The following is a 26,165-nucleotide window of genomic DNA, read 5'->3' on the forward strand; positions in this document are numbered from 1 at the left end:
AATGCGGAGTACCAGTTCTCACTTGCAGTCAATCCGTTGCGCCTAACGAGGAAGCCCGGATGCCACCTGCGCGGTACGTCGAGCTGCTACTGGTCATTTTTGGCACTTAGCCGCGGCCGCAACGGCATATCAGTGTCTTTCATTTCAGACATCTGGGTTATGCGTCGGAATTCCTATTGCGGTCGCCGGAACAGCGCACTCTAAATCCAGGTCGCAGCGCGAATTGCGCGCCGGCATCAGGTTATTCGCAGCCGTGGCGGCTGCAGCATGCGATAGGCCCTAGAAGCCTCGCGCGGTCGCCATGCACGGGAGGCTGTCAGAAGAAGGCTGTGATGACCAAGTAGATTCCAGCCCAAAGCACCGCATTTATGAGAAGTGCGACGAGGAGCTCCCAGTTCCACCTTCTCTGCGGTTGCAAGGAGGGACGATCGGCGCCGAAATGCTTGATCATTGGGGGCTTTGTTGCGCGCGAATGTACGTCTCATTGCGCTGAGCGCCGGCCAACAGAAATATGCCAAGCTTTGCATGCCTCCTATCACTCATAAGCTAGCAGTCCTCTCTTCATAGGGCGGTAGGAGAAACGATGTTCGTTGCGTCGCGACCACTCGGCCGATTGATTGCTCGTGTATCTTCGGAACGGCAAGGTCGCGTTCGGCCCACGCAGCAAGCTACATGCCAGAAGGTAGAACTGTCGGCAGCGCCTTTCATTTGATGGGTTGGTCAAACGGAGCCGCTGCGCGACGTCGGAGTCGCGACATTCCTGTCGGAAACAAAACCCGCATTACCGTGTGCAACGAACACCGGCGGCGACGCCGGTGATGCTGTGTTGAAGATGGGAGTTTGGCCTCCCGGAGCCGGCCTTCAGGGGCAGGCTTCAAACCACCTCATGCTGCCGCGTTCAAAAGGCGCGGTGGTGAGCGATGAGGAAAAAGGCGGTGAATGAAACCGTCAGGTAAGTGACAAGAAGATGAGTGCAAGCGAACCGCCGATGACGTATCGAAATGGTTTCAAGATGCTGTCAAGACGGGCGTGGGGTAGTAGCGCTCGGAGGAGTGTGGGCGGAGCCTGTTTACGGCCCACGCGGCAGCCGGTGCATAGGCGGCATGATCTCGTCACAGGCTTCAACACGGAACGTCGGAACCTGACGCAATGCGTCAGGGGCGGAGCAACCCGTAATAGTGAGGAAGCGGCTGTAATGGCCGTGGAGCAAAGGGGTTGCGTTATCCTGCCGGCGTCACTGCGCCAACCGGGAAGACCGGGAGGAGCACGGTGAAGTCCGGCAAACCGTTGCCCATCACCAAGCGGATGGTGTGGGAAGCCTATAAGCTTGTGAAGAAGGGAAAGGCGGCGGGCGTCGATGGCCAGAGTCTCGAAGACTTTGCCGGCGATCTTGAGAACCACCGCTACCGGCTGTGGAATCGGTTGGTGTCAGGAAGTTACTTCCCGCCACCAGTGCGGCGGGTCGAGATTCCTAAGGCCGGCGGTGGGATTCGTCCTCTTGGCATACCGACGGTCGCGGACCGTATCGCCCAGATGGTGGTCAAACGGTGTCTGGAGCCGGTGTTGGATGGAGAATTTGATCCGGACTCCTACGGCTACAGGCCCGGAAAATCGGCCCATCAGGCCATAGAGCAGGCGCGTAAGCGGTGCTGGCAGCACGACTGGGTCGTAGATCTCGACAACAAGAGCTTTTTCGACACGATCGATCATGAACTCTTGATGCGCGCGGTCTATCGACACACGAAAGCTGACTGGATCCGGCTCTACATTGAGCGGTGGCTTAAGGCTCCGGTCGAGATGCCCGATGGATCGGTTCGGGCGAGGACGACAGGCAGGTCTCAAGGGGGTGTGGTCAGTCCAATCCTGGCAAACTTGTTCCTGCACTACGTGTTCGATGTTTGGATGAAGGGGTCTTATCCCCACATTCCGTTCGAACGCTACGCCGACGACATCATCTGCCATTGCCGCACGCGGCAGGAAGCGGAGGAACTCAAATCGGCGCTGGAACGACGGTTTGCTGACTGCCATTTATTGCTGCATCCGGAGAAGACTAAAGTGGTCTACTGCGCTGACAGCAATCGACGGCGGTCCTACCCGCAGATCCATTTTGACTTCCTGGGCTTTAGCTTCCGCCCCCGTATGGCGAAGAACCGGTGGGGCAGGATCTTCACCTGCTTCCTTCCGGGCGTGAGTCCGAACTCTCTCAAGGAGATGAGGGCTCGCATTCGAGGATGGCGCTTGCCTCAGCACTCGCCGCTTCCGCTTGAAGACATCGCGCGTAGTCTCAGCCCCGTCCTTCGGGGCTGGGATCAATACTACGGGCGATTCTACCCGACGGAACTGCGTAGGCTCTATGAGTACTTCGATGAGCGCCTCGGCGCGTGGCTTCGGTGCAAGTACAAGCAACTGAAGGGCCATCGGGGACGGTCGTTGCGGAAACTCAACGAGATGGCGAAGCAAAATCCAAAGCTCTTTGTCCATTGGCAAAAGCTTGGACGGGCTACGGTTGGATAACAGGAGCCGGATGATGCGAGAGTATCACGTCCGGATCTGTGAGCGGCCGAGGGTGAAACTCCCTCGGCCTACTCGACAGCAAAAGGTGAGCGCCTCGCGAGCGTCATGCCGTATGACCTTGCCCCGTGGACTTAATCCAGATTGAAGTTCGCTCTGGCCGATATGAGGACCAGAGCATGAAGCGCAGCCGCTTTACGGAAGAGCAGATCATCGGGATTTTGAAGGAGCACGAAGCTGGCGTGTCGGTTGCCGATCTGTGCCGGAAGCACGGCGTCAGCGATGCCAGCATCTACAAATGGAAAGCCAAGTGTGGCGGGATGGAGGTCTCGGAGGCCAAGCGGCTGAGGACGCTGGAGGATGAGAACACGCGGCTGAAGCGGCTTTTGGCCGATCGTGGACGCCCACGGGATGAGCGAACGGCGGGCGTGTAAAGCCATCGGCTGTTGCCGCATGACCATCAGATATCGGACGACCCGGGCGGACGACGCGGCCCTACGCCAACGCATGAGAGCGATTGCCGAGGTGCGCCGTCGCTTCGGCTATCGGCGCCTGCATGTTCTGCTCAGGCGGGAGGGCTATCTGGTCAACCACAAGAAACTGTTCCGGCTCTACCGGGAAGAGAGGCTCGCGGTCCGTCGCCGTGGTGGCCGCAAGCGGGCGCTCGGGACCAGGGCGCCGATGGTGGTGCCGATAGCGCCGAATGACCGCTGGTCGCTCGACTTCGTCTCGGACCAGCTCACCGATGGCCGCCGCTTCCGCATCCTGACCGTGGTCGACGAGTGCACGCGCGAATGCCTGGCGTTGGTGGCCGACACCTCACTGTCGGGCTCCCGGGTGGCGCGGGAGCTGGACCGGCTGATGATTGAGCGCGGCAAGCCCAAAATGGTGGTCAGCGACAACGGCATCGAATTGACCAGCAACGCCATCCTGACATGGGCCGACCAGAGCCGTGTCGACTGGCATTACATCGCGCCCCGCAAGCCGACGCAGAATGCCTTCATCGAAAGCTTCAATGGCTGTCTCCGAGACGAATTGTTGAACGAGACGCTGTTCACGTCGCTGGCCCAGGCCCGCGTCGAACTCGGACATTGGCGGGCCGACTACAACGATACGCGACCTCACTCGCAACTCGGATGGAAAACACCATCGGAGTTTGCCTTCACCTGCAACCCGCGACGGGATCTGGCGCTGCGCTATGCCGATGGCTCCGCGCCAGCTCCCGCCGCTGCCACCGCCCAACCGAGCAAATCCAACAGCCGGGGCGAACTCAGGACCGGATAAAACTTGATGTGGTGGAACGGCCCGCTCCAACAGCATCAAAGTGCTAGAACGTGGTCGTTGTTCGAACGCCACAAAGGAGGGACCGTTCCGTGAAACAGGTTATCACCATCGGGCTGGATCTGGCCAAGCACGTTTTCCAGGTTCACGGGGCGGATGCCGAGGGCTCACCCGTGTTCAACCGGAAGCTACGGCGCAGCGAAGTTCTGCGTTTCTTTGAGAAGCTGCCAGCATGCCTGGTGGGGATGGAAGCATGCGGTAGCGCCCACTATTGGGCGCGCGAGATCGCAGCTCTCGGTCATGAGGTCCGGCTCATTCCGCCGGCTTATGTCAAACCCTTCGTCAAGCGTGGCAAGACGGATGCGGCGGACGCTGAGGCCATCAGCGAAGCGGTGACCCGAAAGACCATGCGCTTCGTGCCGATTAAGACGGCTGAGCAACAGGCTGCCGCGATGGTGCTGAAGACCCCGCGCTCTTCTAGTGCGGCAGCGAACGCAATCGGTCAACGCGTTGCGCGCGCATCTGGCAGAATTGGGGATCATCGCCACCGCCGGCCTGGCAAAGGTTGAGGCGCTGGTCGCAATCATACGGGATGAGACAGATGCACGCCTGCCCGCAGCAGCGCGCTTCGCGCTGATGGCTATTGCCGACGAGATTGAAGCTTCAGCCGACCAGATCGAGAGGCTCGAGCGCGCAATCGTCGCGGAGGCCAAGCACGACGAAGGACATGCGTCGGTTGACCACGATCCCTGGCGTCGGCGCCATTACGGCGGCGACCATCAAAGCGCTTGTGCCGGATCCCGGCGGGTTCAAGTCGGCTCGCCACTTTGCCGCCTGGCTGGGATTGACGCCGCGGCCTCATTCAAGCGGAGGCAAAGAGCGGTTGGGACGAATATCGAAGATGGGAAATCCAGAACTCCGCTCTATCCTCGTTGTCGGGGCAACGGCCGTCTTGCGGCTTGTCCGAAACGACGTTCGGGCGCGGCCGTGGCTGAAGGCGCTTCTCGCCAGACGCCCCTTCAAGGTTGCCGCCGTCGCGCAGGCCAATAAGACGGCGCGGATCATCTGGGCGCTCCTGGACAAGGGTGAAATTTATCGGCGTCCCGACCCATTGGCGATTGCCGCGGTGACGCAGTGACCGCCAAAACGATCTGACCGGCGCAGGCCGGCAGAGGGCGAGGTGCAACAACAGGCGATGAACCCATGGGACGAAATCCCGAAACGAGTGAAGCTACTGCCCCCAATGCGCTCAAGCGCGTAAACTTGATTTAGCTCCTCGTTCCGCGGATCTCATCGAGGCCAGCGGCCATATTGTGCCGCGCGCAAAGGCCGGACATATGACCGCACCGTTCCAATGTGTGAAATCGACTGAAAAAGCTCTTGCCTCGCGGGCCGTTCCACATATGGGGGCAAGGTCACGTAGCCAACGCGTTAAGGGCCGCATCTTAGTGAGGCCTATAAATCGAGCGATATTTGCAGTGGCAGCCAATGAGATCGGTTAATCATTGTTCCTGACCGTTAGCTGACGATCGAGGTCGCAGCGGTCCGCTGGATGTGCCAGCTAAGAAGTGCATTCCAGACGTCTGCGGCTATGTACGAGCCGATTTGGACGCCATAAAACTGAATGGTTTTCACATAATTGACGCATTAGGACTGTTCAGCCTTTGCGAGAAGGCCGCAAGGGATCAAGTACACTCCCGCAGAAGCAGCAATGTCGCCCGGAGCTATCTGGTGCGGCAACTGCGAGCATCATGAAGTCTGGATTCCGCCGCCAATAGGAGAGCATGGCATGATGAGGGACAATTCATTGAAGACGAGATGAGGCCTCAAGAGCCGCCGACTTCGCATGCTCAAGCGTGATGTGCGCTCTGCCGGCGATGAGCAGTGAATGCCTGGCACCGATCAAGACTGCTTCGCCGCGGAGAGGCTCAATGGCGGACTTACATAAGTAGCGGGAAGATTCGATCGGCGGGTCGCCTAACTCAACGTACAGATCGTGCCGCCGCCCGTCCTCAGGCAACCGGCGGCACCGAGCGCAATTCGAGCACCAGAGGCATAACTAGAGGAGCGTGAGTGATGATAGACATCTACCGCTTTTGCGGATGGTGCGTTGTAGAGTGGTTCAGGAAAGCTGGGCCGAGAATCGCGGAGGTTGACTTGTTGCGCGACAACGTCCTCTACGTAGAGTTCAGGGCTATCCGAGAGGCAAAGGAGCGGGCGTGCGAGCGCAGGTGGTAGACAAGCTGGAGGCGGGCCGGGTGCAGCATGGCCGGTTCGCGACTGCTCCGGGATCAGGCCCTTGCGGTCTCTTCTTTGTGCAGGGGCCTTGCGGGTGTGAACTAAAGATAAGTGCATTTGTCCGTCCTGGGTGGGAGCATGTCGCTGTTTCGACACCGCGGCGTTGTCCAAACTGGGAGGAGATGTGCTTTGTCAAAGACATGTTCTGGGATGAAGAAGAGTGCGTCATGCAACTGCATCCGCCACATTCGCGTTATGTGAATAACAGCCGATATTGCCTTCATTTGTGGAGACCCATTTATCGAGACATTCCGATGCCGTCTCCGAGCTTCGTAGGCGTCGTTGGATTGAGTCCCTCAGATGCGGCAACGTTGTTCGCGCGGATGAGCGCGACAGCATGACGGACTGAGTTTACAATATCCGAGCACAAGGTGAGGCCGAGCGGGTGCACAAGCACCGGTTCGGCGTCCCGATGAGATGTCACAAGCGGGTGTATGTCAGGCTCGCTCGGCCGTTGCGGCGTGCAAGGCGGGCTGAGATGAAATGCCGCTGTCAAACAGGAGCAGCCTCAGAGCGAACAACAGCATCTCGCTCGCTGATAGCCGATCACGGGGCGAACTGGGGACGCGAATTGCGCGCTCTTTGGAGGCGAAGTTTTGGGCGCCGGGCGGCGCGGCACGATGAGGGTGAGATCGATCTCAAGCCCACGACCGAGCCTGGTTTGGTGAAGGCATCGTCTAACGCAGCCATCATCCTGACTGAAGCTGAAATTACACGAGCGCGACCTCTTTCACTGTGCAAGAGTCACTAGCTGGTCGGCCACCGCCTCACACCTGCAGCAGCGCCCGGAAGCTGGGACTGTCGCACAGCCAATTTGCCATGACGGCGATAGCTTCCCTAAGCTTGTGTGGTGGCCAGCTCCTCGTCAGTTTGCCGCGATATCGGTCGCAGGCAAGATGTGAGCAGCGCGCCCTCTGAGGAGACGCACGCGGAAGAAGCCGGTGAACCAGCATGTATAATCGAGTCGATGGCGAATACGCACATACTGAGCAAGCTGAGGAATCGAGTTGGCCCGCAGACGGTAGCGAATGTGCCCAAACACTCACCGAAATCGCGCGGCTGGAGAGCCTGGCGCCCGGCGAATTGTTCGATAGAATGGGGCTCTGCTTCAGCAAGCCGCATACCTCAGATGCAATCGATGATAGTTCAAACACCTCGGGCCTCAGCACATCCTCTCTGTCCTCCAGCTCCGAGTTATCCGTTGCCACTAGCCCTGTCCGTCCTCTGTTCGATTACAGGACGGCGGAATTGCCCCAAGCCAATGTCAGTGGAATCTGTGTTGGATTGGCCGCGGAGTGGCTCCTTGATCTCCCAAGCAGCGCTTCCTCCCGAATGGGGGTTCTGCTCCCGGGCACGGAAAATCACCGCTCGGCGGCAAGACGGCAGGAACAGTCTGAAAAGCTTAAGACTCAATTGAAAGAGGATAAGGCGGAAGGGTCTCACAATTTCCAGGCAAAAAGCACAATCTTGCGTGACGCCGGCCTAGAACCATCTGCTGAAGAGACGCGATATAGGTTTGGTACATCTTCGTGCATCGACAAGATCGTAAACGAGCTTGCGCAGGATCCATCCGTCCATTTGGTCAGCTTGAAATTCGTCCAACCTGGCGCCGGCACCCACACGATTGCAACGGCAACGTCGAATGGAACGACGATCCTCTCTGATCCTAACTATGGCGAATTTACTGTTCCGTCAGATCGGGTCGGAGGGTTGTTTAAGAGTCTTGCCGAGCGCTATAGCACCCTGAACAAACGTGATATTTCGGCGGTCGTCACACAAAGGATCAGGTATGGGCATCCCAATGCAACGGACCTTGCCCTATTCCCGCGCGCGGAACCTCATCGGTAGACACGAGGCAGCCGCATCGCCCGCCTTGTTTCACCCGCCGCGGTTTCTGTGGATGTTCAATCGATGCTCTCGATGGAAGTTCTCTGGAAGTAGTGCAGAGAGGGGAATGTTTAGCGACATAGGTTCGCCGGTCACTGAGGTTTGTGAGCCCCGCGCCATCGCGTGTCAGAGCAATCGCCTGCGCTTCCTCTCAGGCCGGACCGGCGGCCCGTTAGGCTAACCTCCTCGTAGGGTTGCGTTACCCGACGCCCAATCGCGCTCAGGGGGCCGGTCGGCAACCAAGCATCCACAGAGTCGGCACTAGCTGGAGCCGATCTGCTTCGGAATCACCGCCAGCCGCTTTTATAGTGAGCTCACCAACCAAATAGCTGCTGCCGGGGGCATCGGCTTGCCGTCGCACCGGCGCCTCAAAGCCAGTCATCGCTCGCCACGAGCTCCGCGACAATCCGCCTTCTCTCGTCGCTGGACTTGATTGACGGCTTCGGTGAGGACCTCATCCGCGATCTGACTCAGTGATATTGCAGCGCTGTGTTGTTCCAAGCTTCTCAATGGAATTGTGCGCCGAGCTGGAGCACTCTTTCACGGATTAAAGTGCCGAATAGTGCGAGTGACATCGCGAAGTTTGGACGAGGAGTTCCTGCGCGGAGCGCTCGCATGGGGGGTATTTAGCTAATTCGGATGACCGGCGCCCGGTAGCGTGGATCCGATTACGCGGGAAGCAGCGGGGGCGCTGGTCGGGTGGATGGATCAGACGCTGTCTCTGCCGCGCATGCGCGACTGGTTGAAGTTAGCAGGAGCGTGACTCGGCGCCGAAATCCCCACGCATACTCGGGGCGAGCGCTGTCCCTACCACGCGCCGCTAACTTCAAGAGTCATTGTACACCGAATAGCTGTCCAAAAGCTGACGAACCCGACGGCATGCATCCGGCGAAAGCGCCTGCGCGGGTTCATGCCCTGCTGCCTAGCACCCAGCCATCTGCCTAGTGGACGACCAACGTAAAATATCGTTAGCATAGACACATTCCATCCCCTCAGCGCGTCGTGCCGGACGCGGTCCTGTCGCCGCCAAGGAACGGTCACAAGCAAGTTGAGCCGGGGCCTGCCGCCGCGCACATGGATAGGCCGATAGGCCCATGGGCTGTATTCTTCGTCGACTGGCAGGCTACAGACCGCTCGCTGCAAAAAACCCTGACATTATCGCCAGGGTTTTGCATGCCATCGAGAATTTAAGGAGGCCGATCAGAAGTCCATACCGCCCATGCCGGGGGCCGCAGGCATTGCTGGACCAGCCGTAGCCTTCTTCGGCAGCTCGGCAACCATCGCTTCCGTCGTGATCAGCAGCCCGGCCACCGAAGAGGCGTTCTGGACCGCGATGCGCACGACCTTGGCCGGGTCAATGATACCCTTGGAAACGAGGTTGCTGTACTCGCCTGTCTGGGCGTCGAAACCAAAAGAGTACTGCTCGTTGTCGAGGACCTTGCCGACCACGATCGAACCGTCCTCGCCGGCGTTGATCGCGATCTGGCGGGCCGGCCAGGACAGCGCCTTACGCACAATCTCGACGCCGGTCTTCTGGTCGTCGTTCTCGGTGCGCAGACCCTTGAGCTGCTCGGAAGCACGGAGCAGGGCGACGCCGCCGCCCGGGACGATGCCTTCCTCGACCGCCGCGCGGGTCGCATGCATCGCGTCATCAACGCGATCCTTGCGCTCCTTCACCTCGACCTCGGTCGCGCCGCCGACGCGGATCACCGCGACGCCGCCAGCGAGCTTGGCGAGACGCTCCTGGAGCTTCTCACGGTCGTAGTCCGAGGTGGTCTCCTCGATCTGCGCCTTGATCTGGGCCACGCGCGCCTCGATGTCGGCCTTCTTGCCGGCGCCGTTGACGATCGTGGTGTTCTCCTTGTCGATCATCACCTTCTTGGCGCGGCCGAGCATGTTGAGCGTGACGTTCTCGAGCTTGATGCCGAGATCTTCCGAGATCGCCTGGCCGCCGGTCAGGATCGCGATGTCCTGCAGCATGGCCTTGCGGCGATCGCCGAAGCCCGGAGCCTTGACGGCCGCGACCTTCAGACCACCGCGCAGACGGTTCACGACCAGGGTCGCAAGCGCTTCGCCTTCGACGTCCTCGGCGACGATGACCAGCGGCTTGCCGGTCTGCACCACGGCCTCGAGCAGCGGCAGCAGCTCGTTCAGCGAGGAGAGCTTCTTCTCGTTGATGAGGATGTAGGCGTCGTCCATCTCAACGCGCATCTTGTCGGCGTTGGTGACGAAGTAGGGCGAGATGTAGCCGCGGTCGAACTGCATGCCCTCGACGACGTCAAGCTCGGTCTCGAGCGATTTGGCTTCTTCAACCGTGATGACACCCTCGTTGCCGACCTTCTTCACCGCGTCGGCGAGGAACTTGCCGATCTCCTGGTCGCCGTTTGCCGAAATTGCGCCGACCTGGGCGATCTCGTCGTTCGAGGTGACCTTCTTGGAGTTCTTCTGAAGGTCCGCAACCACAGCCTCGACCGCAAGGTCGATACCGCGCTTGAGGTCCATCGGGTTCATGCCGGCGGCAACCGACTTGGCGCCTTCTCGCACAATCGCAGCGGCCAGGACGGTCGCGGTGGTGGTACCGTCGCCAGCAGCATCCGCAGCCTTCGAAGCGACCTCACGCACCATCTGGGCACCCATGTTCTCGAACTTGTCGTCGAGCTCGATCTCCTTGGCGACGGCAACGCCGTCCTTGGTAATTCGAGGTGCGCCGAACGACTTGTCGAGCACGACGTTGCGGCCTTTCGGACCGAGCGTGACCTGCACGGCGTTGGCGAGAATGTCGACACCGCGCAGCATACGGTCCCGCGCGTTTACTCCGAACTTCACTTCTTTGGCTGACATAGAAAATTCCTTCAGTCCCTATTAAGTCATCCTTTGGCGCGCCCGATGGGCTCTCCTCAGGAGGGGTGAGCTTTGCTGTGAATTAGGCGGCTTTCTTCTTGGAGAAGACATCGGTGAGAACACCCATCACGTCGCTCTCCTTCATAATCAACAGGTCTTGCCCATCGATCTTGACCTCGGTGCCGGACCACTTGCCAAACAGCACGCGATCACCGACTTCGATGTCGATCGGAATTAGCTTGCCGCTATCATCGTGGCCGCCCGGGCCAACTGCAATGACTTCGCCCTGCGATGGCTTTTCTTTGGCTGTGTCGGGGATGATGATGCCGCCGGCGGTCTTCTCTTCTGCGTCGATACGCTTGACCACGACGCGGTCGTGAAGCGGACGGAATTTCATAGAGGTCTCCTGAGCGTCTGAACAAGTTGGAGTTAAGCACAATGTGACAAGCAGCCCGTAGCAAGAGTCAGGCCAGAAATGCGCTAAGCGATCTGCCCTTCCAGTTCCGCTGAAGCATTCAGCGGCTGCGCGTGTGTTGTCCAGAAGCAAACGCGTAGAGGTGCACCAGCCCGCCCGCTGTCGTGAAAATGACATTGCGTTTCTTCGAATACTGCTTTGATCCCGGGAACACTTCAACGCTGCTCCGGGGGCCGTTGGACAGTTCGAAAGACTGCGCGTGTTGGCGGCGGTGCCGGCATTGCACGTGATCGCCTGACGGCACCATCTAGCAGCTGTGGCGGACAAAGCGTGCGGTCCACAAGCGGTGTCCATCGGCGGCGCTCAAACCCTATTGAATTCACCCTGGTCATCGTGCCGGCAGCACTTGAAGAAATTTGCACGTGCCGCGAAAGCTTGATTGCGCCGGACATCGCGTACCGCTGTGCTTTCACGGTTGCGTTCCTCGCCTGCGTTTCCGCGGAAGAGAGTGCCGGGAGCTACTATCTGAGATGGCGGCCATGAGCCGAGAGCGCGCATTTTTGCGCAATTGTCATCGAGATGAGGGGCTGTTGCTATGCACGAGGGGCCACTCTACTCGGCACGTGCCATAGATCATATCCGGCAGGTGGCGCTTGAACGAAAGCGTTCTTTCGGCCGGCGAAAAGCCAGGACGGCGATCTAACTCACTGAGGCCGCATTTTCCGGCGATAGGGTCGAGAATTGCATCGCGAGGTGCTCGATAGACTCCCTCCTTTTGATGTCGATGGCATCCAAACAGCTGTCGAGGATCGAAGGGATTGGCGGATTTAAGAGCAATATACCTTGATATACGTTGTGCAGCTGCTTCCGGCGTGTGATCGACTTCCAAGTCAAAATTCATCCGATCTCCGCGCACCATGGAAGAGCATCTGTGTCATCCGTAGAAGTACATCAGCACATCGTCTCACTTCTGCAGAAGCCGAATCCCGTCATCCTGGATATTGGCTGCAATGATGGGACTGATACGCAAAAGTTCCTCGAGCTGTGCCCGCAACCCGAGCTTTACTGCTTTGAGCCCGACCCCCGAGCGATCGCGCGCTTCAAGAAGAAGCTTGGTCCATCCCTCAATAAGGTGAAGCTGCTAGAAATCGCCATCAGCGACCGAAACGGGACGATCGACTTCCATCCGAGTAATGCAGATGGGGATGCGAAAGATTGGGACCTGTCCGGCTCAATACGCCGCCCAAAGAACCATCTTACCGAGTATGATTGGGTCCGGTTTGATCGGCCTGTCTCGGTTGAAACACGGCGGCTGGACGACTGGTGCAGCGAAGCCAAATTGGACGGAGTCGATTTCATCTGGATGGACGTTCAGGGAGCCGAAGCCGACGTTATCGCCGGCGGCATGCGGACCTTGAGCAACACGCGCTTCATCTACACCGAATATAGTGATCGCGAGCTCTACGAAGGGCAGTTGAGCCTGCAAGCCATTCTTAGCTCATTGCCATCATTTGAAGTGGCGGCTCACTATCCGCGCGCAGTGGAAGGTGATGTATTGCTCAGGAATACGCGTGTCTAGCAGCTACTCAGATCTAGCGTCTCATTCATGCAGCGCCTGATCAGCGTACTCTGTGATGGCCGTAGCTGCACAACGGTGATCGTCAAGGCGGGCGGCTATCGTTAGCCCGATTGGTGTGCGGTTTCGAGCCGGCGTGAACGCCAGCCGGTCCATAGGGAGCGGCCAGCGCCATGGTAGTCAGCGGGTCCATCCGATCCTGAGGAGCTAAGGCCGTGGTGCCGTGGCGATCGAACAGCCGATGTAGCAGCAAGGCGTTCGCACATTCATGACGTCGCTTCGTCGGTTCCGCTCTACCGGCAGTCGCCAGGATCTACTGCCGATCACGCCAAACCATCGCGCGGCCTCATCGGCGCGCCCCAAACCGGTCTAGCTTGCTAATGTCACTCCATCCCAACGGCAGAGGGCTGGCTGTATTGGAGGGCTGACATGGGTCTCTTCAGCCGGAAGATGGCCGGTTAGGCGATGCGCGATCTCATGCGGCCGCAGCGTCTCTTCCGCGCCGTCGATGCCGATCCGCCAGCCGCGGCCAAGAGCCAGATTGATCCATCATTCCGATGGAGGTGCACGGTACGCTTCACATCAATGTCGTACTGCCCTTGCCAGTGTCGGCGTGCCGCATCGATAAGCGCAAGGTTGAGTGCCAGGATATTGCGCCGTGCAGTGCTGCACGGTGCGCCCAGGCGGCACAGCCCGTGAGAGTCGAGCCCCGTCGCTCGGTGATTTGGAAAGTTCGTGGGTTGCCGTTGCGCAGAAATTCAGGTCGATCCCGCTCGGCAATCCATTCGCGTGGCCTGTGGTTTGCCCGCGCCTGATCCCTTTACTTCATGGAAAGCCGGGCTGTATTGCAGTTCCGAGCAGGGCGAGGCCAGCACTCTGAAGCGTTCCCTCGTTTAAAGCTGCGTGCTGGGCAACCACGAAGCTGTCGCACATGGCGCGTGCTAGGTTGCTGCTGGTATAGAGCGCCTCAGTTCCAGCAAGACCGCTCGAGATCCTGCAGACCTCAGCGCCCTGCCGCGCGGCGTTCGTCGCGGCGAGCCGCACTTGCATCGTGGTGCTCAGATTTACCCCGCCCGTGAGCGCTTGCTTCCACAGCTCTTCCGTGGCCTCGTAAAAGAAGGAACGAGCGGAACGTAGCATAGATTCGGCTTTGGCGATTTCAAGTTGGACATAGCCGCGCTCAGCCATCACGGGCGCTCCAGTGATCGAGGCGCGGCTTCCGGCCATGGCGATCACCTCGTCTATTGCGGCTCGCGCAATCCCGATGCCGACGACCGCATGCGCCTGCGCAGCGAAAGCGACGGACGGATAACGATAGATCGGCCCATCAAGTGTTGCCGGACCGCCGCGGATCAAGGTCCATTGCTCTGGCACAATGACGTCGCTGACGACAACGTCGTGGCTTCCGGTGCCTCGTAGTCCGATGACGTCCCAATTGGGCCGGATTGTCACCTTCTCTGCCGGAATCACCGCTACACGCGGGAGGTCTCCGGCCGGATCGTCTTCCAGTTTTATACCAACTCCTATCAAATCCGCCCCGGGCGAGCCGCTAGCGAATGGCCACACGCCGTTCACGACAAATCCGCCGGCGCATCGCCTGGCGGGCTGGAGCGGGAAGAGCGCACCCGCCAATACGACGTCAGGTCCATTGGCGTACACTTTTCGAAGCGTGTCGTCCGGAAGAGCAGCGAGGTAGCGAGCTCCATCCCCGAAGCTGGCGACCCAACCGGCGGATCCGTCGGCCTCGGAGATGCGCTCGATCTGGCGGCAAAATTCGGCTGGTGTTCGCTCCTCGCCGCCGAATCGCTTCGCGACCATAGCCCGATAGATACCGATGCGCCTGAAGCCGTCGATGATCTCTTTTGGAATTTCCTGCGCGGGGCCAAACTCGTTGCGACGCGCACGGATCTCGACAAGTAGCGGCGACAGATTATCCCAGGTCGCAGCCGCGGTGTGGGATACAGGACATTGCTTTTCGGGTGAAGCGTTCATAGATCGTCCTCCGCGTCTTGTGCCGACCATGGTCGTGCGTCAGCCATTGACTGCGCACGGGGCGAAGCTGGGTGATACGATACCGGCTGGAGGACATTCTCAGAGCTGTCGCAGTTGATATCGCTTGCATGAGATTGCGCACGGTAGCTTCCCAATTTAAGGGCCGGGAAGCCAGACTGAGATGTAGCTGTTGCCGTTGCATGGAGGCTGGCCGGCAAAACAGCCGGTAGACGGCGGCGCGACATCGGCCCGTGGTTGCCGGGCTGGATCTCCGGCGGCTGGTCGGGGGGGCATGCGATGTCATGTCTTCTCCATGGACGTGTGCTCATACGTCGGACAAGCCGGGTCGAGCCAAGTTTGGAGTTCCTGAGCTATGCTCGGGAGGGCGCTCAAGCCTGCGACTTAGTTTTCCATCGTCTCAGCAATCGGCGTGCCATTAAGCATGTCTGCCGGCCTTGTCCGAATCTCGCGAGATCATTCCGCCGCGCCGTGCCACACATGCTCGTGTCTTCGTGTATACTTTCCGCCAATGTCATTGACTCAACAAGCCGCAAGCAAACCGACAGAAGCGGACCTCGATCGCCGACCGGCCAGATTCAACGTTAGTGCCAAAATTAAGACCCGCTCCGATCTCCCGATGCTACCAACAGCCCAATAGCTGTTCGTGCGACTGCGGGGAGCGCCTGGTTAGAAGCGGACCTCCAGACAGCTGGTGTTCAGCAAACGCACGGAGCTCAAGACGCTGAATTACGCGATCAAATCTGTTCGAGGCACTGCAAGAGTACCCGGCTCATGCAAGCAAAGACAAGGCGCGCTTCGAAGAGGCCCCGGGGAGCTTAGGAGGCTCGTTGCAGCACACGAGCCGTCTACCTTCTGTCCTACAGGACGCAAGAAATTCGGGCAGAATTCTGACCTGTCGACCTCTTTTGCAGCCGCCGGCGCCTCCCTCTTCGGCGGTTTTCCAATGCTGAGATTTTGGCCGAGCTTGCCAAATTCGCGCAGCATGCCTGCGCCACGAGCGTTACGACTGATGAGGGATCCACGTTCTGAAGCTAGTCTTCTGTTTCCTACTGAGCGACGCCGTGGTTGAAGAGCTTGCTTGCCAAATCTATCGGTTGTTAGATGATTTCTGGCTGGCAGACGCGGTGCGCAACATTTGAATCATTGTTCTGGTATTCGCCTGGGCGGACAAATCTGGCACAACTTACTGTGTCCGCAGCGACTAACAACCTGATGGGTTTCGCGTACACGCTATGCAATTTGCGAGCTGCCAGTTTCGTCTCGTGTCGAACTCGTTATGGAGGACGGATAGTAAATTGTCCAAAGCGGGCGGGTCGCGCGACTGTGTGCAATATCAGGCAGCGCATGCGAGATCGTGGTGAAAACAACCATGCTTTCAACGGCCTTATCATTGCGGGCCGGGTCCTTGGCGGCGAACGAGACTATCATAACGAATGATGGCAGTCCTGCTGGTTGTTCTATGTGATCTGCAGCCCTGGCTGAGCTTGGTGATAAAGCAACACCATTCATGGCGTGCTCGATCGGAGCTAGAAGATCTCAGGATCGTCGCCGGCTCTGGAGTTCACAGCCAGGCAATGCGCTTCATCGCTATCTGCTACCGGAACCACGCTATTGGGTTTGCAACTCAATATGGAGGCATGAACGCTGTCGGACGCGTTAGGTGCGTTTCTTGATGCTCGCCGCGTGTTGCTAACATGAGTAGGTAGAACATGAGGAGAATCAAGACGCCACGCATACCGAAGGACTTCCCGAAGTGATCATTATTATGGAGCGGATGGTATCCGGGGCATTTGTCGCAGACGGTGGACCAAACAGCGGAACGGAAGGGCCGTATCACACGGCAGATGATTCGCCTCGGGTGTGAATGTGCTAGCGTCAGCTGACAATATCGACCTTACCGGTGCCGATCCGATACAGGCCTCCGACGACTTTCAGCCGGTTCTGCTCAACTGCAGCCGTCAGAATCGGGCCCGTCGATCTGAGTTTGTTCACATTGTCGATCACATTTTTTCGGGTTGCGTGGGCGGATATATCGCCGGCTTGCCCTAGAGATGCGTTCACCGCGGGAGCAAGTGCGGTCACCAGGGATGAAATGTGCCCTGGCGGCGGCTTATCTTGATGGAGCGACTTGATCGTAGCGTCTATCGCGCCGCAATGATCGTGGCCTAGTACGAGGATTAGCGGCGTGTTCAGTACTGCGACCGCATATTCCATACTGGCGAGCGTATCATCATTAGCGAAGTTGCCGGCGACGCGGCAGACAAACAGATCACCGAGCCCGCTGTCGAACACAAGTTCGGGCGCCACGCGAGAGTCGGCGCAGCTCAAAACCGCCGCATATGGATTTTGGCCTTCGACCAAAGCCGAACGCTCGCGCCTGAAATCGTCGGCTCGCGATGTACCCTGGACATAACGATCGTTTCCCATCAGCAGCCGCTTCAGGGCAGCATCTGGCGACAGCAGGTTATCTGGCTTGGGCGTGCCTTTTGCTTCCCTTGCATCGGCAATTTTATTGCCGAATCGTAGGAAAACTGTCGAAGCAGCAAACAACAACAGCGAACGGCGCGAACGCGCAGTGCTGGTTAAATGGTTCATATTTGGAGAATTGGCTGCATGCATGTGTCGCCTCATCGCACGGCCTTACGCCACCCGGTGGCTTCGGCTTCCGCTTCGCTACAAAGCCAGCGTTCGCTGCGCTTCTTCGTCATATCGATTAGTTCGTAGCTGGCTTGCCCTGGCAGGTGATAAATCCGCTCGCCGCTGCGCTCGACAGTGCCTTTTATCAGGCACTCGGGGGACGGTGGTTCCGACAGCAGGACTGATCCGAGCAGTACTTCCTGCGCGTCGATCGGAACCGACCACGCGCCGATGATCATCGTGCCCTTATTGCGGCGAGGCCAGTCCCACGGAGCGATGAACGCTCCCGACCACAGTCCGGCATGGGCTGTGCTTGCCGACAACTCATAGACAGCGTGAGATGCAGCAGCCGATAGTGCCCAGCCCGAGCGTACCATCCAGACATTCACATTCTCGCCTTCGATGAAGCAGTTACCGAGGGCTCGTCTGTACTCATCGACTCTCTGGGTGTGACAATCCCAGGTTCGCCCATTTGAATGCTTGATAAGCTCGTCGCGAGCAGCTACGCCGCAGGCCCATTTGCGACCGTTGGTGTCGAGACAAATCTGGTCCGTCTCAGGAGCTTCGATGCCTGAGAGCCGAACGTTGGTTTTCTCGATCTCGATCGTATTGCCGTCGAGGATGCGCGGAGCACCGCTGAGCGTCGCGGCGCAGACCGGAGATGTGACGAGAGCGAGCAATGCGAACATAATTCCGCGGTTCACCGACAATAACCTTTCGCTCCTGATCCACGTTTCACGCACGATACGGTGCCGATACATTCGACTGCTTGACAGCATTATGTGCGTTATTCCGCCGGCATTTCCGAGCGCTCTATGAGCGCTTCGCCGGAACGCGAACCTACGGCCTGACGCTGCGTAAGGATCAAGTGATTTCTTCGGGGCGGGCGGCGGTATTCTTCGAGCATCGGCTCTCTCACTAGGACCGCGCTGTACCCTCCACCTGAGGGGGAAATCCTCGCGGGCGGGCCGAACGGGCGATGCTGAACAAACCCGAACCCCGGAATGTTGTGTTTTGCAAAAAAGGAGACCGACTATGAAGCGCCGGCGCTCGCGGTGGAGTCAGGCGTTGAGGAGCAACCTTGTTCTGGTCGGCCACGGCTCCCAGCGGCAATCTTGCCGCTGCCGACGGTTCTGCGATGAAATTTCGCATTTCACACGAAAAGATGTGAAAAATCTTGTCTGGCTCGCTCTGACCGATTTAGAAGAAGACGCAATGGAGTTCAGCGTAGACGCCCGCGCATAACTTAGCTCCTTGCGCGAGCAAACCGCGCAAATCCGATGCCTTTTCCGCCCGGCAGGATGATCGTTGATGTCGACCAGGGCAGGTGGAGCACAGTTATAGAAGTGTTTTCCATGCTTCGAAATCCGGATCTATGACGTGCAGACGAATGGGTGCCAGATAAGCTAGGGCCGAGCCAGTCTGGTCCTCGACGTTCTTGCGTACGGCTCTGAGCTTCCCGGTCTGCACGCTCCGAAATGCGCAAGCGCCCAGCGGTATGCTGGGTTGCTACCGGTGAACGGTTTCCGGTAACTTCCTCGCCGGCTTCGTCTCAGCACTCATTTCCTGGTGCCTTCGACGTTGCTACGCAAACTGATGTCCTCACACCGGGTGGAGTGAAGGCGGGAAAACCACATCTCGCAAGCTCGTGCGCGCCGCTGACACTAGGCGGAACAAACGGAATCGCGCGGCCCGACCTTCTTGCGACGGGACGGACTGCTGCGAGAAAGGCACCCGGACCGTTGCGGATGCTAAAACAAAGCAAGTGTAGAGCGCGTATGTCTTGCAATAGGTTCGAGGCGCTCCGCCACTGCGGCAAGATGTTGCTCTGCGGCGGTTTACTCAGGCCTTGGCTCTCCTAAGTCTTCCTCTTCTTTTGGCTCGGTGCGTTGGAACCAGGAGCCAGGGGGAAATTTCGCGATGCGTTTGGCAAAGGAGGATTGTGGCTCCCAATCCTGTCCTTCTCTCTTCTCGAAAGTGATGACCCCGTTGTGTGTAAAATAACGTGGTCCTTGGATACTACAATTCACCAAGAGCAGAACGCGCCACACGCCACCCTTCTCGGCCGGTTTATCATTCCGCTTCGGTAAGTAGTCCACTCCAACTGGTTCAATGATAGTGCAGCGGCCCTGCCGCAGAAGATCGCCGAGCCGGCCTTGCGGGGTAGTCACAAAGTTGAAGTTGGCCGGATCATGCAGAAAGCGAAGATTTGCGTCCCTTTCGCCATCTGCGACTTCACTGGCGATTAGGGAGAGCGCCAGGGCGCGCCAGCCCAATTCCATCGGCTTCGCATAAGTCGACGCAAGTTCAAGCGTGCCGTCGAGGGCGATCTTCCAGGCGATAACGTACTGTTCGTCCGATTTGTTGTCCCGGTGTCTGGTCCACGAAACCAAAATAAAGTCGTTTTGGCCAAGTTCAACAACGCCCCACATTTGAGGCACGAACTGTGCCACCTTCGAGACATTGGAGATAATTTGTTCTATCGTCTCACCATCTTGCGCTCGCCAAGTTGACTTCAGTCGTTCGACAAGGGGACTGTCGCTGGCCCGAATATTATTGCTCATGGCAGCCGGCCAGGCGAGGCAGATTAAAAATCCGACCACGCTAAGCCATAGCGCGGGTCTTCCAGGCATTCTCTTCATAACCCTCGGCCTATCGCGTTTCATCCAAATATCTTGTGAAGCAGGCAACCTCGAACCTGCTATGCCATCGCAAGAAGTTTACGGGGATGCACCCGCTAGCTGTCCCGCGCGAGCAGGCGCTCCCCTCTATGTCATGCGCAGCTAACTTCCCCGGCAGCGACTGCGTCAATTGGCTGAGCTGGACCTGCCCAGAGGAGGAGACTGGGCATTCCGAGGGTCTGCATTCTTCGTGCCAGGCAATAGGCGGAAAATTTCACGGAGTTTGTGTCACTCTTGTCGACTTTCCGACCTTTGCATGTTTTCGATGTTTCTGTTTGGCGTATCCGCCGCAGCTTGTGCATCCATGTCCCGCACCGGATATTTAGCAGAAGAGTTGAACGCCTCGATGCCGGATGCCTGTGGACGGAAGTGGGTTTGCCGCCATTGAGCTGTGTGGTTCGCTATCGTGCCGCCCGCGTTCGAGCTGCGTGATTGCCAAGCACCAAGCCGGCTTGATCCCAGCTCTGAAGTCTGGGTGGCACGCAAATCAACCCCTCGCCAGTTGCTAAATTTCGCCACGTGCCTTGGCCTATTCGCCGCAGATCCTTTAGTTGAGCGAAGAGCTGGCTAGCTGAGGTGCTGGGCGAACCTCTGGAAATCGCAAAGCCGCATTGAAAGCGCTCTGATATAACGTCGGTACTCCCGCCGGCAGGCTGCTTCTGTCCCTTTCATCAATTTAGCGTGCGGCTCCGCCTCAAGGCAGCTCCGATGCTTATCCGGCATCTGAGAAGGATATGTCTGATTATGACATCTCTGATGAGAGAATGTTTCTAGATGGTGAAGTCACAGAGATGCACGGTCATTCGGCTAGCGGATGTCGCAGATTAGCTTGCACATAATCTGAGAGGTTGACGGAAGAGTTCTCCTGCCGATAATCCAAGTCGTCGAGGTTCTCCGGTTCCCATTGATCCGGAGCTAAGAGGGAAGCCGGTGCAAATGCCGGCTCTGCCCCCGCAACTGTGAGCGGCGAGCCGCTGTCCGACGATGTCGCTGAAGCCTGCACGGCTTCGGGAAGGCCGGACAGCAGCGATGACCAGCAAGCCAGGAGACCGGCCCCGACAATATATTGGTCCACGGGCGGGGTGTCTCGGTGGTGCGCCAAGCAGCCGTCGCACGCGCGACTTCTCCTGCCTGCGTCCGCCATGGCCTTTGTCCCCAACAGGGGTTAACGCTATGTCTCCTCTCTCTCTTCCAGTTGCTACGCTCGGAACGCCACGCATCGGCCCAAGGCGTGAGCTCAAGCTCGCTCTAGAAAGCTACTGGGCTGGAAAGATTAGTGAACAGCAGTTGCACGAAGACGCATTCGGCCTACGCGCAGCGAACTGGGCTCGTCAAAAATCGCTCGGCGTCACGATCATTCCGTCAAACGACTTCTCGCTGTATGATCAGGTGCTCGATACAAGCGTCATGGTTGGCGCAATCCCGGAGATCTACGCCGCGAACGGAGAATCCGTTTCGCTCCAAACGTACTTCGCCATGGCCCGCGGATCGCAATGCGGCGAGCAGGATGCGAGTTGCGCCCAGAGCCCGCGGGGATCTGGCGTGCCCGCGCAGGAAATGACCAAGTGGTTCGATACCAACTACCACTACATGGTTCCTGAGTTTTACCGGGGACAGGCGTTCAGACTGTGCTCTCGCAAACCCGTCGAAGAGTATGAGGAAGCGAGGGCTCTTGGCTTTCAGACCCGCCCTGTCCTGATCGGGCCGGTCACATTTTTAAAGCTCGGCAAGAGTACCGATAGTGCGTTCCAGCCCCTCTCTCTCCTCGATGATCTGATACCCGTCTATATCGACCTTCTGCATGAATTAGCCAAACGAGGGGCAAGTTGGGTTCAGTTTGACGAGCCCTGCCTGGTCCTTGATCTGGATGAGGCGGCGCGAAATTCGTTGCTGCACGCCTATAACCGGTTCGCAAAGGAGGGACCCGCTATCAAGATCATGCTTGCGAGCTATTTCGGCGCCCTAGGCGACAATCTGGATACTGCCTTGAGCCTGCCAATTTCCGGTCTGCACGTCGATTTGGTTCGAGCGCCAGAACTATTGGATCAGATCGTTGCTGACGGCCGAAGTGATCTCGTCATGTCGCTCGGTGTCATCGACGGCCGGAATGTGTGGCGGTCGAACTTGCCGTCGCTCCGTCAGCGGCTGAAGCCCTCGATTGCGAAGCTTGGCAGGCACCGTGTACAGCTCGCTCCATCCTGCTCGCTGCTTCACGTGCCGGTCGATGTTGAACTCGAGACCGGGCTCGCGTCCGACGTCAAGAGCTGGCTTGCTTTCTCGGTTCAGAAGATGCGTGAGCTTGCGATCCTGGCGCGGGTACTCGCAGGCGACCAGAATGTTGGGCTAGCTCTTGCCGAGTCGGAATGCGCTGCGACTGCCCGCCGGACCTCGCCGAAGATCCATAATGCCAACGTCGCTGTCCGAATGAGGGCGATCGATCAGACGATGCGCCAGCGCGCCACCCCGTTTGCCCGTCGTTCCGAGATCCAAAGGGAACGCTTTGGACTACCGGCTTTTCCCACCACGACGATAGGATCGTTTCCGCAGACCACAGCGGTGCGAAATGCTCGCGCGGCGCATGCGCGAGGTGCGATGAGCGAGGAGCAATACGACAGGTTCCTCAAAGAGGAGATAGCCCGCGCCGTACGTTGGCAGGAGGACATCGGTCTTGACGTCCTCGTTCATGGCGAATTCGAGCGTAATGACATGGTGCAGTACTTCAGCGAGCAACTCGCCGGCTTCGCATTTACAAGGAATGGATGGGTTCAGTCCTATGGTTCGCGCTGCGTTAGGCCCCCGATCCTGTTTGGCGATGTAGTGCGGCCGAAGCCGATCACCGTGGAATGGTGGCGCTACGCGCAATCACTAACTAGTAAGCCGATGAAGGCGATGTTGACCGGACCGGTGACGATCCTGAACTGGTCGTTTGTTCGCGATGATATTCCTAGAAGCGAGGTCTGCCGTCAGCTTGCGCTCGCGATGCGCGATGAAGTCCGCGATCTCGAGAATGCCGGTGCGGCGATGATACAGATCGACGAAGCTGCACTTCGCGAAGGATTGCCATTGCGCCGGTCGGACTGGAAGGCATATCTCGATTGGGCCGGAGATTGCTTCCGCATCTGCTCATCGGGCGTTACCGATCAAACGCAAATCCATACACATATGTGCTACTCAGAGTTTAACGACATCATCGGTGCGATCGCTGCAATGGATGCGGATGTCATTTCAATCGAGACGTCGCGATCGAAAATGGAGCTGCTGGATGCGTTCAGGAGGTACGAATATCCAAATCAAATCGGACCGGGCGTGTACGACATTCACTCTCCGCGCGTTCCCGAGACGGACGAAATGAAGGAGCTGATCGTGCTAGCTCGGACGCGCTTGCAGGATTCTCAGCTCTGGGTCAATCCGGACTGCGGCCTAAAAACGCGCAAATGGGAGGAGGTTCGGCCTGCGCTCGCCAACATGGTCGCTGCCGCGCGCGAACTGCGCGCTGCATCCGATCCGCAAATCCGTTGATCCCGAGCTCCGGTCTGTTCTCGACAAAGCTAATTGGGTTATGGTGATTTACGCTTTCCACATTATCGAGGCTATCCTTGCCGCTGACAAAATGCCCGGTCCACTTCGTGGACCGGGGAAGGTACGGTCTCGGAGAAAAGATGGTGACGCGTTACGCTAGTTTCGTCGGCCGCGGGAGAATTGCCGGCTGCTCGATCAAGGCGACGACATTCGCCGAAAATCTGCGACCCATTCAAGCAGAAGTGCCGCAGCTCAATCATGCCATGGTACGCGGCCGTCTAGGCTGTGATTTGTCGCTCATGGGCACGTTGGCAACGGCCGCGACAGCAATGAGAAAACTAATGCTTGACGGACACCGCAAGGCACCGGCGCGGATTCGGTCCGCTCGGAGATGCCGTCAGGCTCCCTCAATCAATCCACGCTAGATAGTTTCCGAAGAGAGGACGTCAAAGGCACTCCGTACCCCAACTCACGCCAATCCATTTGGAATAACGGCTATCCGGGCCAGATACGCCAATGCGTTGGCCGCACAGCGATTTGCTCTCCGGTATTCGCGTTGATCCATCCGCCGAAGATCCGGCGGCAAGGAAAGACCACCCGGTGAATTGAATTACCCTCGATCACGGCAATCTCCAGATCCTGATCGAAGGGCGGCGCCTTTCCAAGCTGCTCCCATGTCAGATCATTAGATGCTGGGCGGTGTTCATAGCTGCGGGGTGACAAATTCAGATAACCTTGTTAACACCGCGCACATCGCTTGGGTTCTGCGCGGACGGGCCCAAGCCGATAACGTTCGGATGGCCCGCGTTCTCGATCGCGTCAGCCGCGGCGGAGGGCTATCGGCCATGCGCTGTTGTGACGAAACATGATCCGCTCGCGAACTGAAATATTTAGATCTGCGCCACGAAACGACATCTGAGCTTTGGTCGAATTGATTTGGATCAGCTCAAGGCCTCGGCCGTTGATATTTGTAGCTGTGCTGCACAAGTTAGACTGGACTCCAGCTCCAGTAATCCGGCCCGGAGCAGGGTAAATGGTCCGGCCGTCTGTCATATCACGTCCCTTGTTGGTGAGACACATCTCCTTATCCTCCGGCGTCATCGTGTTGGTTGTGTGTGGGGGGCCTCCCTCACGCGCGCATTTTCTTAACACCGTTAGATGGGCGGCATCGCTCTGAGCCCATAGCAGGGCCGTCCCGCAGGCCGATAAAGTAGATGCCGTCGCAAGTCGGCGCAATTTATCATGTGGCCGGTCATTGGCCGCCGCGCGGCTGCGGCTGCGTCTGGTAGCAGTCCTAGGAACGGCAGCGGGTACCCGGGCAAGAAAGCATCATGGGCGTCAAGCATTTCGGTCCGCCGTGCGTCTGACCTTACTAGAAGACCACTTCTATCAGAGGCAGCCGCTGCAGCATTGATGCTTGTCAAAAAGTTGTGCGCGTCCGGGATCGGAGGCTCGTGACCGCTACCAGCCGCAGACGCTCGTCGACATGTTCCGAACTCGCGCTTCAGCCAGCGCCTCGCGTTCTCTGCAACAGACCAACGCGTTGAATTGAGGTGCAACCCACGCCCATGGCTAGGACAACTTTTCGCCATTGCTCCGTGCACGCCGACGGTCAATTGATGCTTCGCCTTTCACTCGGTCGCCTTGCCGGGCGCTGATAGACCTTAAGCTCCGGCGCTGAAGTCCTGGACCGGGCTTATCGAAACGTGGGCTAGGACAAGCGTGATGAGCGGCTTCTGCAATCGCGTCTTCAGGTGGACCGCCGATGCAAGTTCGGGGTTCTTGGTGCCCAGCGATCGCTTGCGCGCATAGCCGCCGGCGCATGGCAGAAATCAGCCCGCGATAAGCCTGCACTTGCGGCAGTCGTTCACAAGACTATCGCGGACAACTCGTAAAGTTCACGGCGGACTTTCTTGGCCTATCTTCGGAGGATCAGACAGACCTCTTGGGATGCTCCTTGAGGCAAATCAAATACTCCCCGCGCGAATGGCAGAATAGTGGATAAGCAAACCACACAAAGAGAGGGGGCATGCCTTCATTTAGCGTCCGGTTTATGAAGATCGTTTGCGACGATGCCGGCGGCGAGCATCGTGCGTGCCAGGCAGCATTCAAGGTCGATGCCGCCTCGCTGAGTGCTGCTGCTCAGCAGGCGGAGACCGATTTCTGCCGGCAAAGGCGGGTCCGCGATTGGACAATCTTCGCCGATGTACTGGAGCTTCGAACACCGCCTGCATGAGCCAATCCGTCCACATCATCTTCGAGCATTCCGCGAGGACGAGCTCTCCTGAGTTGCAAGGGCGTCGCACTTTCCGGGTTTCCAAGGAAGTTTAAGGTCTTCAACTCCGGCCAATGCTCTCAGTTCACGCCCGTGACATTCACCGGCGTCCTCGCCAGTCATGGTATTCTTCGGCTATGGCATCCGGCGCGACGACGTGTTCGTCGAGCATGCCTACGACATTGTGTCCGGCTCCGCGTTTCAATCGGATGAGACTTTGCCCTTTTACAG

The 26,165-nt window shown here is 58.4% G+C and carries 13 protein-coding genes, 2 pseudogenes and 1 riboswitch; of the genes and pseudogenes, 8 read left to right on the plus strand and 7 right to left on the minus strand.

Annotated elements, in window-relative coordinates; all coding sequences use genetic code 11:
* The first annotated feature begins 1,269 nt into the window (after positions 1-1,269).
* The 5 genes and pseudogenes from ltrA to BJA_RS10075 all read left to right on the plus strand — a co-directional run bounded on the left by ltrA (position 1,270) and on the right by BJA_RS10075 (position 7,938).
* A complete protein-coding gene (ltrA, locus tag BJA_RS10060) occupies positions 1,270-2,514 on the plus strand; it encodes a group II intron reverse transcriptase/maturase (protein ID WP_011084848.1) in 1,245 nt (414 codons plus the stop codon).
* Between the two features lie 176 nt (positions 2,515-2,690).
* Positions 2,691-3,795 (plus strand): annotated as a pseudogene (locus tag BJA_RS10065) (IS3 family transposase).
* Between the two features lie 89 nt (positions 3,796-3,884).
* Positions 3,885-4,930, plus strand: a pseudogene (locus tag BJA_RS10070) (IS110 family transposase).
* Positions 4,931-6,107: 1,177 nt separating this feature from the next.
* Complete coding sequence (locus BJA_RS43990; RefSeq protein ID WP_418224650.1) at positions 6,108-6,431, plus strand: DUF7694 domain-containing protein; 324 nt, start codon at positions 6,108-6,110, stop codon at positions 6,429-6,431.
* Between the two features lie 610 nt (positions 6,432-7,041).
* Positions 7,042-7,938, plus strand: coding sequence for a YopT-type cysteine protease domain-containing protein (locus BJA_RS10075; protein ID WP_011084854.1), 897 nt, complete (start codon positions 7,042-7,044; stop codon positions 7,936-7,938).
* A 1,239-nt stretch (positions 7,939-9,177) separates the two neighbouring features.
* Here BJA_RS10075 and groL read toward each other — a convergent pair.
* Positions 9,178-10,818, minus strand: a complete 1,641-nt coding sequence (gene groL / locus BJA_RS10080; RefSeq protein ID WP_011084855.1) for a chaperonin GroEL — start codon at positions 10,816-10,818, stop codon at positions 9,178-9,180.
* An 82-nt stretch (positions 10,819-10,900) separates the two neighbouring features.
* Positions 10,901-11,215 (minus strand): co-chaperone GroES, encoded by a 315-nt coding sequence (locus tag BJA_RS10085; RefSeq protein WP_011084856.1) that lies wholly within the window; start codon positions 11,213-11,215, stop codon positions 10,901-10,903.
* Between the two features lie 949 nt (positions 11,216-12,164).
* Here BJA_RS10085 and BJA_RS10090 point away from each other — a divergent pair.
* Positions 12,165-12,812: an FkbM family methyltransferase gene (locus tag BJA_RS10090; RefSeq protein WP_011084858.1), complete on the plus strand. Its 648-nt coding sequence runs from the start codon at positions 12,165-12,167 to the stop codon at positions 12,810-12,812.
* 822 nt (positions 12,813-13,634) lie between these two features.
* On the opposite strand, the gene BJA_RS10095 is transcribed toward BJA_RS10090, so the two are convergent.
* The 5 genes from BJA_RS10095 to BJA_RS10115 form a co-directional block, all read right to left on the minus strand.
* Positions 13,635-14,801: a flavin-dependent monooxygenase gene (locus tag BJA_RS10095; RefSeq protein WP_014497789.1), complete on the minus strand. Its 1,167-nt coding sequence runs from the start codon at positions 14,799-14,801 to the stop codon at positions 13,635-13,637.
* 1,896 nt (positions 14,802-16,697) lie between these two features.
* Complete coding sequence (locus BJA_RS10100; protein ID WP_026312601.1) at positions 16,698-17,441, minus strand: carbonic anhydrase; 744 nt, start codon at positions 17,439-17,441, stop codon at positions 16,698-16,700.
* A gap of 8 nt (positions 17,442-17,449) precedes the next feature.
* On the minus strand, positions 17,450-18,163 hold the full coding sequence (locus tag BJA_RS10105; RefSeq protein ID WP_014497787.1) for a thermonuclease family protein: 714 nt from the start codon (positions 18,161-18,163) through the stop codon (positions 17,450-17,452).
* 1,134 nt (positions 18,164-19,297) lie between these two features.
* Complete coding sequence (locus tag BJA_RS10110; protein ID WP_236842185.1) at positions 19,298-20,023, minus strand: nodulate formation efficiency C protein; 726 nt, start codon at positions 20,021-20,023, stop codon at positions 19,298-19,300.
* A gap of 345 nt (positions 20,024-20,368) precedes the next feature.
* Positions 20,369-20,659 carry a hypothetical protein gene (locus tag BJA_RS10115; protein ID WP_131234261.1) on the minus strand — a complete coding sequence of 97 codons (291 nt, stop codon included), beginning with the start codon at positions 20,657-20,659 and terminating at the stop codon, positions 20,369-20,371.
* A 351-nt stretch (positions 20,660-21,010) separates the two neighbouring features.
* Positions 21,011-21,212: riboswitch (cobalamin riboswitch) on the plus strand.
* A 101-nt stretch (positions 21,213-21,313) separates the two neighbouring features.
* Between BJA_RS10115 and metE the strand changes: the two genes are divergently transcribed.
* Both metE and BJA_RS10125 read left to right on the plus strand, forming a co-directional pair.
* Positions 21,314-23,659 carry a 5-methyltetrahydropteroyltriglutamate--homocysteine S-methyltransferase gene (gene metE, locus BJA_RS10120; RefSeq protein WP_011084864.1) on the plus strand — a complete coding sequence of 782 codons (2,346 nt, stop codon included), beginning with the start codon at positions 21,314-21,316 and terminating at the stop codon, positions 23,657-23,659.
* Positions 23,660-25,688: 2,029 nt separating this feature from the next.
* Positions 25,689-25,895, plus strand: a complete 207-nt coding sequence (locus BJA_RS10125) for a hypothetical protein (RefSeq protein ID WP_026312600.1) — start codon at positions 25,689-25,691, stop codon at positions 25,893-25,895.
* The last annotated feature ends 270 nt before the right edge of the window (positions 25,896-26,165 follow it).

The organism is Bradyrhizobium diazoefficiens USDA 110 (assembly GCF_000011365.1).
Lineage (GTDB): Bacteria > Pseudomonadota > Alphaproteobacteria > Rhizobiales > Xanthobacteraceae > Bradyrhizobium > Bradyrhizobium diazoefficiens.